The following is an 11,037-nucleotide window of genomic DNA, read 5'->3' as shown; positions in this document are numbered from 1 at the left end:
CTGGACTACGGCAACCCGGACTTCGTCAAGTACGCCGAAGCCTACGGTGCCAATGGCCACCGTGTGGAAAGCGCCGAAGGCTTGCTGCCGCTGCTGGAGCACTGCATCAAGACTCCGGGTGTGCACGTGATCGACTGCCCGGTCGACTACAGCGAAAACGACCGCATCCTCAACAGCGAGCTGCGTGAGCGCGCGCTGGCGGTGTAATCGCTGAAGGCTCATCGCCGGCAAGCCGGTTCCCACAGGCACATCACTGGTCTTTGAATCAGTGATTGGCTTAGGGGAGCTGGCTTGCCGGCGATTGCTTTTGTGCCTCCAACAAATACCTCGATCCCTTTACCCATGTGCTAGGGTGCACGCAAATATTCACCCCAGGACACCCGCCCATGCTCCCGCCGCTCAACGACAAAGAACTCGACCGCCTCGCAGACCTGCTGATCACCTACGGTAACGATTACTCGGTGCTCAACCTGGCCGAACTCAACGGCTTGTTCACCGCGTTGGCCAGTTCGCCAGTCAGGGTCAACCCCGAGCAGTGGCTGCCGGCGGTAGCCGGTGGCAAGGTGCCGAAGTTCAAGAAGCCTGCCCATGAAGAAGCCTACACGGCGTTGATGCTGCGCTACGCCCATCAAGTGGCGGAGCAGCTGGCGGACGACCTCGACGGTTTCGAGCCCGTGTTCGAAGAAAGCGAAGCCGAGGAAGGGCCGGCGATCATCATGGAGGAGTGGTGCTTCGGTTACATGCGCGGTACCCAGGTCGCGCAGTGGAGCGAGCTGCCTGCGGAGCAGGATCAACTGCTCAAGGCCATTTCGCTGCATGGGCTGGAGGACAACTTCGAGCTGCTCGATGCCATGAGCTTCGACGAGCTGCAGGCGTGCGTGCCGCAAGTGGTCGAGGCGGCCAAGGGCCTGTATCGATACCAGAAGCAGCAGCGCCATTGATATCAACCAGGCAGTAATTGTTTCGCTGCGCGAAATTATGATCTCCTCCCTACGCTGATTCTGCTGCACGCCGAATCAGCGCAGGATGTGTTCCAGCAGCACCAACCCCGGTGCAACCCCTGGAGCGCAGACCATGATCAAACTCTACAACTTCCCAAAGTCCGGCCATGCCCACCGCATCGAGCTGATGCTGTCATTGTTGAAGCTGCCCACCGACCTGGTGCTCGTCGACCTGGCCAAGGGCGCGCACAAACAAGCGGAATTCCTCGCCATCAACCCCTTCGGCCAGGTGCCGGTGATCGATGACAACGGCACCGTCATTGCCGACTCCAACGCCATCCTCGTTTACCTCGCCAGTACTTACGACGAGAGCGGCCGCTGGCTGCCCCACGACCCGCTCGCCGCCGCCCGGGTGCAGCGCTGGCTGTCTGTCGCGGCCGGGCCGTTGGCCTTCGGCCCGGCGGCTGCCCGGCTGATCACGGTGTTCGGTGCCTCGTTCAACCCCGACGAAGTGATCGGTCGCGCGCATACCCTGCTCAAGGTAATGGATACCGAGCTGGCGAAGACGCCGTTCCTGGTGGGCAGCGAGCCGACCATCGCCGATGTGGCCAATTACTCCTACATCGCCCATGCTCCCGAAGGCAACGTGTCGCTGGAGCCATACCCCAACGTGCGCGCCTGGCTGTCGCGCATCGAAGCACTGTCGGGTTTTGTCGCCATGCCGCGTACCGTGGCCGGCCTGCAGACCACCGCCTGAGCCCCATCCCTGCCGAGGAATGCCGCCATGCAAGAGCAACCCATCCGTCACACCTCGCCTTGGCACGCCGGCGAGAAAACGTTGCAGGAAAAGGTCGGCGTAGCGGAACGCATGGAGGTATTCGGGCAGAAGGTCATCCGTGATCACATGCCGGATCAGCACCGCGACTTCTACCGCCAATTGCCGTTCATGGTGGCGGGTGCCGTGGATGCGCACGGCAAGCCCTGGGCGACACTGCTCGAAGGCGAGGAAGGGTTCGTCAGCTCGCCTGACCCGCGACGACTGCGCATCAGTACCGACTTCGCCGCTGATGACCCGGCCACCCCAGGGCTGGCCGCCGGCGAGGCGATAGGCCTGCTCGGTATCGAGCTGCACACTCGGCGGCGCAACCGTATCAACGGCCTGATCGACCAGGCATCCGCCGGGCAGCTGGATGTGGCCGTTGAACAGGCTTTCGGCAATTGCCCGCAATACATCCAGCTGCGCGATTACACCCGTGTCGATGTGCCGGCGCAGGGGCGGTTTGATTCGCCGGTGCTGGATGCGCGGGCCGTCGACATGATCGCCAACGCCGACACGTTCTTCGTCGCCAGTTACATCGATCACCCAAGCGGCCTGCGCGCGGTGGACGTGTCTCATCGCGGTGGCCGGGCAGGCTTCGTCAAGGTGCAAGGCAACCGCCTGAGCATCCCCGACTATGCCGGTAACCTGCACTTCAACACCCTCGGCAACCTGCTGGAAAACCCCGTCGCAGGGTTGTTGTTCGTCGACTTCAGCAACGGTGACGTGCTGCAACTGGTTGGCCGTACCGAGGTGATCCTCGACAGCCCGTTGATCAGTGCCTTCGAAGGTGCCGAGCGCATCTGGACGCTGGAGGTCGAACAGGTGGTGTTTCGCCCGGCCGCCGTAGCCCTGCGCTGGGCGTTCCAGGCCTACGCCCCGACCAGCCTGATGACCGGTACCTGGGCCGAGGCCGAGCAACGCGTGCAGCAGCGCGAGCGGCAACGCCAATGGCTGGCCTGGCGCGTGGTGCGCATTGAACAGGAGAGCCGTGACATCCGCTCGTACTACCTGGCAGCGGATGTACCGGTGCCGTTTGCCCCGGGGCAGCATATTCCGGTGCGTATCCCGCAGGGCAGTGGCGCCCCGTTGGTTCGTACCTACAGCTTGTCGTGCGCGCCTTCGGACGGCCACCTGCGCATCAGCGTCAAGGCGCAGGGCCCGGCGTCGCGTTATCTGCATGAGCGGGTCAGTGTCGGTGACCTGCTGGAGGTGCGCTTGCCCATGGGCAATTTCACCTTGCAGGGTGAAAGCGATCGGCCGATCGTGCTGATCGGTGCAGGTATTGGCATCACGCCGTTGCTGGCGATGCTGCGTGAGCAGTTGGCCACGCGGCCGGGGCGCAGGATCTACCTGTTCCACGGTGCGCGCAGCCTGGCGGACCTGCCGTTTCAGCAGGAGCTGGCGAGCTTGCGCCAACAGGTGGGCGATGGCTTGCATGTGCATCGCTGCCTGAGCCAACCAGAAGCTACTGCCGCACTGGGGCAGGACTACGAACATCGCGGCCGGCTGGGTATCGATCAGGTCAAGGCAACGCTTGCGCTGGATGACTACGATTTCTACCTGTGTGGCCCGGCCAGTTTCACCCAGGACGTATACGAAGGGTTGCGTGGTGTGAACGTGCCTGACAGGCGCATCCACGCCGAGGCTTTCGGCCCGTCCACCCTGCGCCGGCATACCGATGACAACCAGCCGACCTTGCAGCAACCGCCGGCCGCCAGCGAACCGGTGCCGGTGTATTTCGCCAGCTCGGCCAAGGAAGCCCGCTGGGTACCCCAAGGCGGCACCTTGCTGGAGCTTGCCGAAGCGCGTGGGCTGTCACCGGATTTCAGTTGCCGAGGGGGCTCCTGCGGTACCTGCAAAACCAAGGTGGTGAGTGGGCAGGTGCATTACCCAAACCCACCGGCCGAGCTGCCGGAAAACGGCACGGCGCTGATTTGTTGTGCCGTGCCCGCCCAGGTGGAAGAGGGCGGGCAGGCGTTAGTGCTGGAGCTGTGATCGTGTTGCCAGGATAATCCTCACCCACCCGATGCCCAGGAGCCGGCATGGACCAGATCCACCTGATGAAGGTCTTCGTCGCCGTCGGCGAGCTGGAAAGTTTCGCCGCCGCGGCGCGCCGCCTGGATATCTCCCCCGCCGCCGTGACCCGTGCCGTCAGCGCGCTCGAAGCGCAACTCGGGGTCAAACTGCTGCTGCGCACCACCCGCAGTGTGCGCCTGACCGAGGCCGGCAGCCGCTACCTGGAAGACACCCGGCACATTCTCGCCAGCATTCACGAAGCCAATGCCACCGCCGCTGGCATCAACGCCACGCCCAAGGGAGAGTTGGCGGTCACCGCGCCGATCTTGTTCGGCAAGAAGTACGTCATGCCGTGCATCGTCCGCTACTTGCAGCAATACCCTGACGTGGATGTGTCCGCCTACTTTCTCGACCGCGTGGTGAACATGGTCGAGGAGGGCATGGACGTGGCGGTGCGCATCGGCCCCCTGCCGGATTCGGGGTTGAAGGCGTTGCGGGTGGGCAGGGTGCGCCGCATGCTGTGCGCCTCGCCCGAGTACCTGGCCCGTCATGGCGTGCCGAACCACCCTTCGGACCTGGCCAACCATGCGGTGATCGGCACCACCAATCTGTCGCCGCGGGCTGGCTGGCGTTTCGGGGTGAGCGACGAACCGACCTGGGTGCGCATGAAGCCCAGGTTGACGGTAACCAGCAATGATGGCGCTATCGCCGCAGCCTGTGGTGGGTTGGGGATCGCGCGGCTGCTGTCGTATCAGGTGGTGGATGAACTGGCCAGCGGGCAGCTGCAGGTGATACTGGCCGAGTATGAAGAAGCGCCGTGGCCCATTCATGTGCTGCATCGGGAGAGCAAGTACGGCACGGCCAAGGTGAGGACGTTCATCGACATGCTGGCTCAGACGCTACGGGCACAACAGCTGGATTGAATAGCGAGGTCGTACAACATTCTTCAAGACAGGGCGGTGTCTTGGCGAACAAGCCGGAAGCAGGGGGCTTTAAACTATCTTGCGAAACATATTTTAATATTGTTGTACGACGACCTATGACGTGGCACTCTTCGCCTGAAACAATTTGTCTCATTTCGCCCTGCCGGCGCTGAGGCAATCACCCGCACCTCTAAAAATAATATTCAGGTGAACAATGAAGATAAAAGGCATCCGCTGGTGGATGGTCAGCCTTGTCACGGCTGGGCTCGTGGTCAACTACCTGGCCCGCAACACGCTCTCGGTGGCTGCCCCCACCTTGATGACCGACCTTTCTATCAGCACCGAGCAATACGCAAAAATCGTCGCCGCCTGGCAGGTGTGCTACGCCCTCATGCAGCCGATCGCCGGCTGGTTCATCGACTTCATCGGCACCAAGCTGGGCTTCGCCGTGTTCGCCATGGCCTGGTCGGTCGCCTGTGCGGGCGCGGCGTTGGCCACCGGCTGGCAGAGCATGGCGTTCATGCGCGGCTTGCTCGGCATGACCGAGGCGGCCGGCCTGCCTGCCGGGGTCAAGGCCACCACCGAATGGTTCCCGGCCAAGGAGCGTTCGGTGGCGATCGGCTGGTTCAACATCGGCTCTTCGCTGGGTGCACTGCTGGCGCCGCCGTTGGTGGTGTGGGCGATCCTGCACAGCGGCTGGCAACTGGCCTTTGTCATGGTCGGGGTTTCCGGCATTGTCTGGACCCTGCTCTGGATGCTGCTGTACAAGCACCCACGGGACCAGAAGCGCCTCAGCGCCGAAGAGCGCGAATACATCCTTGCCGGCCAGGAAGCGCATTTCAAACACGAGAAGCGTGAGAAGGGGGCGTGGAAGCGCATCTTCAAGACCCGTAACTTCTACGCCATCGCCTCGGCGCGGATCCTCTCGGAGCCGGCCTGGCAAACCTTCAACGCCTGGATCCCGCTGTACCTGATGACCGAGCGGCACATGAACATCAAGGAGGTGGCGATGTTTGCCTGGCTGCCATTCCTGGCCGCCGATATCGGCTGCGTGTTGGGCGGTTACCTGAGCCCGATGTTCCACCGCTACTTCAAGGTCTCGTTGTTCACGTCACGCAAGATGGTGTTGGTGTTCGGCGCCAGCTGCATGATTGGCCCGGCGTGCATCGGCCTGGTGGAAAGCCCGTACACGGCAATCCTGCTGCTGTGCATCGGCGGCTTCGCGCACCAGACGTTGTCGGGGGCGTTGTACTCGATCACCTCGGACTCGTTCAGCAAAGACCAGGTGGCGACGGCGACAGGGATGGGCGGGATGTGCGGCTACCTGGGGGCAGCGGTATTCACCCTGGTGTTCGGTATTCTGGTGACGCAGATCGGCTACAGCCCGCTGTTTGTGGTGCTGGCGGCGTTCGACATCGTCGCGGCGGTGCTGGTGTGGAAGGTGGCGCGGGAGGTGCGGGGTGAAGCACCGCAGCGTCCGGCAGTTGGGGCGAATGAGGCCTTGGCGTAACACTGGAGCGATTGGGGCTGCGCCGCAGCCCCGATGCAGGCAATCACATCGCCTGATACTGCATCCTGAATTCCAATTTCATCCCTTCACCCTGCTGCAACAAACGCAAGCCCGGCCGCCCCGGCAGGTGATGGGCATTGATCGGGTGGCTGACCGGCTCGAAGCAGAAGAACGGCTTGTGTTGCGGGCAGAACAGCAGGAAATGCTCCGTGCCACTGGCGCTGCATACCAGCTGATAACCCGCGCTGGGCTGCTCGATCACACAGCTTGCGGGCCACCCGCCGAACGCATGATCGACCACATCCGTTGGCAGCGGGCCCGGTGCATCGAAGCGCCAGCCTTGAGGAACGTCTGCCCGGTACGACGGCAACTGGCCCGCTTCGGCCAGCCATACATGCTGCGCCACCGCCCTCAGACGCGTGTCGGGATAGCGCGGAAAATACGGATGCAACCCCAGCCCGTACCAGGTAGCGGCTTCGTCCAGGTGCGTCACCTGCAGATCAAGCTTCAGGCTACCTTCGTGCAGGTGCACCTCCAAGACGGCCCGGTAGGCAAACGGCACCTGGCTGTGGAGTGTCAGCCGGGCATGTTGCTCACTGTGTTGGTCCACCTGCCAGGCCTGTTGCCAGGCGCTGCCATGAATCGGGTAGGGGTCATGATCGGTATTGGGGGCCAGCGCCAGCCAACCCCCGGGGCACTCGAACCCGCCTTCGGCCACCCGGTTGGACCACGGCGCCAAGGGGTAACACCCCAACTGCCGCGGCGTACCGCTTGCCAGCGCGGCTTCGTCGCTGTGGCGCAGCAGTGGCTGGCCGGTGGCTTTCACCTGCCAGTTGACCAAGCTGGCGCCCAGGTCGGGGGCCAGGCTCAAACGGGTCAGGCGGTCCTGCAGGTGCAATTGGGTTACAGCCATCGACAGCTCCTTGGAGAGGGGGGGGTCAGCTCGCCTTGCGATAGGTCAGCAGCACGATGCCACACACCACCACGGCGCCACCGATCAGTTGCAGTGTGCTCAGGCGCTGATCGAGCAAGGCCCAACCGAGCAGCAACGTGGCAATCGGCTCAATGTTCATCACCGGTGCGTTCTGCGCCATGTTCAACCGTGGCACGCACACGAACAGCAGGGTAAAGGCCACGCCGTACAGCACCACCAGGCTGGCCAGCGCAGCCCAACCGCTGGCGCTTGCCGGCAGCGACAACCCTGAGGGCATCACCCCGCTGGCCCCGGCCAGCAACATGCTGGAGAACACGATCAGCAAGGTCAGCAGGCTGCGCACCGGCCCGCGTACGCCGGCCAGTTTGTTGTCGGTGATCCACAAGGCCACGGCGAAGGCACAGGCGGCGCAGAACGCCAGGCTTACGCCCAGTGCCCAGTGCGGGTTGGCATCGCCGCTGTCGGCCAGCCGGGCAGGCACATCCAGCGCCAGCACCAGGCCGCAGAGGATCAGCCCCATGAACAGCACCGTGCGCCCGGTCGGCCGCGCGCCGCCCAATGCCCAGGTGAGCAGTGCCAGCAGCATCGGGAAGGTATTGCCCACCAGCAGCGCCAAGGCCACGGGGATGCGCGCCACCGCTGAATACAGGCACAGGCTTTGGGTGGCGATCAGCAAGCCGAGCAGCAGCTGCCAGCGCCGCGTACCCGTCGGCAAGCCGAGCGCCTGGCGTTGCCACAACAACACGCCGGCCAGTACCAGAAAGGTCAGGCCCGAGCGACAGAGGATTGCCAGCAGCACACCCGTGCCGTCATCGAAGGCGATGCGCGCCGCGATGTGGTTGGCGGCGAACGAGCAGGCCAGCAACGCCAACAGTGCGATTGCCAGCTGGCGTGGGAAGAGGTTTACAGCAGAAGAGGGGACAGCCATGTGCAGGATCCATTTGCAGGGAGGGCGGGCCACAGCGGACCCGCCTGTTGGCCTTTACAGCACAACGCTGGGCAGCCAGAGGGAGATGGCGGGGATGTAGGTCACCGCCATGAGCACCATGAACAGCGCCAGGTAGAACGGCAGCAGCGCCTTCACCGTGGCTTCGATGCTCACCTTGCCGATCGCGGAACCCACGAACAGCACCGCGCCCACTGGTGGGGTGATCAGCCCGATGCCGAGGTTGACCAGCATGATCATGCCGAAGTGCACCGGGTCCACGCCGATGCCCTGGATCACCGGCAGCAGGATCGGCGTGAGGATCAGGATCAACGGTGCCATGTCCATCACCGTCCCCAGCAGCAACAGCATGAAGTTGATGCACATGAGGATCACGTAACGGTTATCCGACAGGGTCAGGAACGCCGTGGTGATCTTCGACGGGATCTGCATCAGCGTCATCACGTAGCCGAAGCTGGCGGCAAAGCCGATCAGAATCATCACGATCGAGATGGTGCGTACTGTGCGATGCATCAGCTTGGGCAGGTCGCGCCACTTGTAGTCGCGGTAGATGAACATGGTCACGAAGAACGACCACACCACCGCTACAGCCGCCGACTCGGTGGCGGTGAACACCCCCGACAGAATGCCACCGAGGATGATCACCATGGCCATCAGGCCCCACAGCGCCTCACCGGCAATCTTCAGCGCCTGGCGCAGCGGGATCACCTCGCCTTTGGGGTAGTCGCGCTTCTTTGCGAAGATCAGGCACAGGCCCATCATCACCGCGCTCAGCAGCAGCCCGGGCATGACCCCGGCCATGAACAGCGAGGCGATCGAGACCGTGCCCCCCGCCGCCAGCGAGTACAGTACCGAGTTGTGGCTGGGTGGGGTGAGCAGCGCCTGGACCGAGCCACTGACGGTCACGGCAGTGGAGAACTCACGCGGGTAACCCTTACGCTCCATCTCCGGGATCAGCACCGAGCCGACTGACGCCGTATCGGCCACCGACGAGCCGGAGATCGCGCCAAAGAAGGTCGAGGCCATGATATTGACCAGCGACAGGCCACCGCGCACGAAGCCCACCAGCACCCCGGCGAACGCCACCAGCCGGCGTGACATGCCACCTTCGGCCATGATTGCACCGGCCAGGACGAAGAACGGGATCGCCAGCAGCGAGAACTTGTTAACGCCGCTTGCCACCTGAATCATCATCGCCTGCAGCGGAATGTCGATCCACCAGGCGCCGATCAGCGCCGACAAGCCCAGCGCATAGGCCACCGGCATGCCCAGCAGGATGAGCGCGATGAAACTGCCCAACAGAATGAACGCATCCATTTATGCAGCTCCCTCGCATTCTTCAGCCTGGTCGAAACGCACGACCTTGCGGTTGCTCTGATCGCCCAGCAGGAGTTTTTCCACCACGAAGATCAGCGTCAGCACGCCACCGACCGGGATCGGTGCGTAGGTCATGCCTACCCGCACACCCGGCAAGGACGCAAGAAACTGGTTCCAGGTGGTGATGCTCAGCTTGGTGCCGTAGTAGGTCATGAACACGCACACCAGAATCATCAGCACCTGCACCAGTAGCGCAACCAGGCTGCGCAGCTGCGCCGGCATGCGGTCGGTGACCATCGCCACCGCCATATGCGCGCCGGCCCGGTAGCTGGCGGCGGCGCCGACAAAGGTGAACACCACCATCAGCAGGATCGACACCGGCTCAGGCCAACTGGAGCCGGTACCGAGGACATAGCGGGCGAAGATGCCCCAGGGGATGATCAGCGACATGGTCAGGATCGACAGGCCGGCGACCCAGATGCAGGCGCGGTACAGCGTGTCGTTCACGCTCAGGAAAAGCGATTTCATAGGCATCACCAAAGCGGCAGGTCGGCGGGCGCCGCACTGCCGAGGTCGTCTTGAAGAGGGCCGTATTACTGGACGGCGTCGATGCGCTTCATCAGGTCGGCGTATTGCGCGCCGTACTTCTCGCGCACCGAGGCCGTGGCGTCATAGAACGGCTTCTTGTCGACGCTGATGAATTCGACGCCGGCGGCCTTGAGCTTCTCTTCGCTGGCGGCGGACTTGGCGTCCCACAGCGCGCGCTCTTCCATCTGCGCTTCACGGGCGACCTTCTTCACCAGCGCCTGCTGGTCGGGCGTGAGCTTGTTCCAGGTGGTCTTGGACATCACCACCGGCTCCGGCAGGATCAGGTGGCCGGTCAGGGTGTAGTACTTGGCGCTCTGGAAGTGGTTGTGTTCGAGCAGGGTTGGCGGGTTGTTTTCGGCGCCGTCGATCACGCCGGTCTGCAGGGCGCTGAAGATCTCGCCGGTGTCCATGGCGATGCCGTTGCCGCCCATGGCGTTCATCATGTCGATGAACAACGGGTTGCCCTGCACGCGGATCTTCATGCCCTTGAGGTCTTCTAGGCTACGCACCGGCTTCTTGGTGTAGAGGCTGCGCGAGCCGCCGTCCATCCAGGCCAGGGCCACCAGGTTGAATTCAGAATTGGTGATCTTGTCGAGGATTTCCTGGCCGATGTCGCCGTCGATGATCTTGCGCATGTGCTCATGGTCGCGGAACACGAACGGCATGTTGAACACGTTCACATCCGGCACCACCGGGCCGACGATCCCCAGGCTGACGCGGGTCATCTGCACGGCACCGATCTGCGCCTGCTCGATCACTTCCTTCTCCGAGCCGAGCACGCCACCGGCGAACATCTTGAAGGTGATTTCGCCATTGCTGGCGGCTTCGAGCTTCTTGCCCATGTTCTGCTCGGCGACCACGGTGGGGTAGCCGGCCGGGTGGATCTCGGCGAACTTGATGTCCAGCGCGTGGGCTGGCAGGGCGAGGCTGAAGGCGAACGGGAGTGCGGCAAGAAGCAGCTTGCGTTTGAACGTCATGATGAAACTCCGTGTTTTTTATTATCTGGTTTCGGTCGTGTCGGTGCAGGTGCGGCAGTGTGGTG

Annotated in this window: 11 protein-coding genes; 6 read left to right on the top strand and 5 right to left on the bottom strand. The window is 63.3% G+C overall.

The window, feature by feature from the left end:
• The 6 genes from ACIPIJ_RS25160 to ACIPIJ_RS25135 form a co-directional block, all read left to right on the top strand.
• Window positions 1-207 (top strand): thiamine pyrophosphate-dependent enzyme (locus tag ACIPIJ_RS25160; protein WP_230855429.1); only part of this gene is annotated, 207 nt, incomplete at its 5' end.
• Window positions 208-386: 179 nt separating this feature from the next.
• Entirely contained in the window at window positions 387-941 is a 555-nt protein-coding gene (locus ACIPIJ_RS25155) for a UPF0149 family protein (RefSeq protein ID WP_401082005.1), read from the top strand.
• A gap of 133 nt (window positions 942-1,074) precedes the next feature.
• A complete protein-coding gene (locus tag ACIPIJ_RS25150; RefSeq protein ID WP_401082002.1) occupies window positions 1,075-1,698 on the top strand; it encodes a glutathione S-transferase family protein in 624 nt (207 codons plus the stop codon).
• 27 nt (window positions 1,699-1,725) lie between these two features.
• A complete protein-coding gene (locus tag ACIPIJ_RS25145) occupies window positions 1,726-3,756 on the top strand; it encodes a pyridoxamine 5'-phosphate oxidase family protein (RefSeq protein WP_401081999.1) in 2,031 nt (676 codons plus the stop codon).
• A gap of 47 nt (window positions 3,757-3,803) precedes the next feature.
• On the top strand, window positions 3,804-4,700 hold the full coding sequence (locus tag ACIPIJ_RS25140; RefSeq protein ID WP_401081996.1) for a LysR family transcriptional regulator: 897 nt from the start codon (window positions 3,804-3,806) through the stop codon (window positions 4,698-4,700).
• 214 nt (window positions 4,701-4,914) lie between these two features.
• Window positions 4,915-6,210, top strand: a complete 1,296-nt coding sequence (locus tag ACIPIJ_RS25135) for an MFS transporter (protein WP_401081993.1) — start codon at window positions 4,915-4,917, stop codon at window positions 6,208-6,210.
• 43 nt (window positions 6,211-6,253) lie between these two features.
• On the opposite strand, the gene ACIPIJ_RS25130 is transcribed toward ACIPIJ_RS25135, so the two are convergent.
• From ACIPIJ_RS25130 to ACIPIJ_RS25110, 5 genes are all read right to left on the bottom strand, one after another.
• Entirely contained in the window at window positions 6,254-7,123 is an 870-nt protein-coding gene (locus ACIPIJ_RS25130; RefSeq protein ID WP_401081990.1) for an aldose 1-epimerase, read from the bottom strand.
• A gap of 25 nt (window positions 7,124-7,148) precedes the next feature.
• Window positions 7,149-8,072: an EamA family transporter gene (locus tag ACIPIJ_RS25125; RefSeq protein ID WP_401081988.1), complete on the bottom strand. Its 924-nt coding sequence runs from the start codon at window positions 8,070-8,072 to the stop codon at window positions 7,149-7,151.
• A 54-nt stretch (window positions 8,073-8,126) separates the two neighbouring features.
• On the bottom strand, window positions 8,127-9,407 hold the full coding sequence (locus ACIPIJ_RS25120) for a TRAP transporter large permease (protein WP_401081985.1): 1,281 nt from the start codon (window positions 9,405-9,407) through the stop codon (window positions 8,127-8,129).
• Window positions 9,408-9,935 (bottom strand): TRAP transporter small permease, encoded by a 528-nt coding sequence (locus ACIPIJ_RS25115; RefSeq protein WP_401081982.1) that lies wholly within the window; start codon window positions 9,933-9,935, stop codon window positions 9,408-9,410. It abuts the gene before it with no gap.
• A 65-nt stretch (window positions 9,936-10,000) separates the two neighbouring features.
• Window positions 10,001-10,972: a TRAP transporter substrate-binding protein gene (locus tag ACIPIJ_RS25110; RefSeq protein ID WP_401081979.1), complete on the bottom strand. Its 972-nt coding sequence runs from the start codon at window positions 10,970-10,972 to the stop codon at window positions 10,001-10,003.
• Window positions 10,973-11,037: the final 65 nt, after the last annotated feature.

The sequence above is a fragment of the Pseudomonas sp. NPDC087185 genome, from assembly GCF_044744955.1.
Classification (GTDB): Bacteria; Pseudomonadota; Gammaproteobacteria; order Pseudomonadales; family Pseudomonadaceae; genus Aquipseudomonas.
The sequence above is the reverse complement of the archived record's forward strand: the minus strand, read 5'-3'. Positions and strand labels throughout refer to the sequence as shown.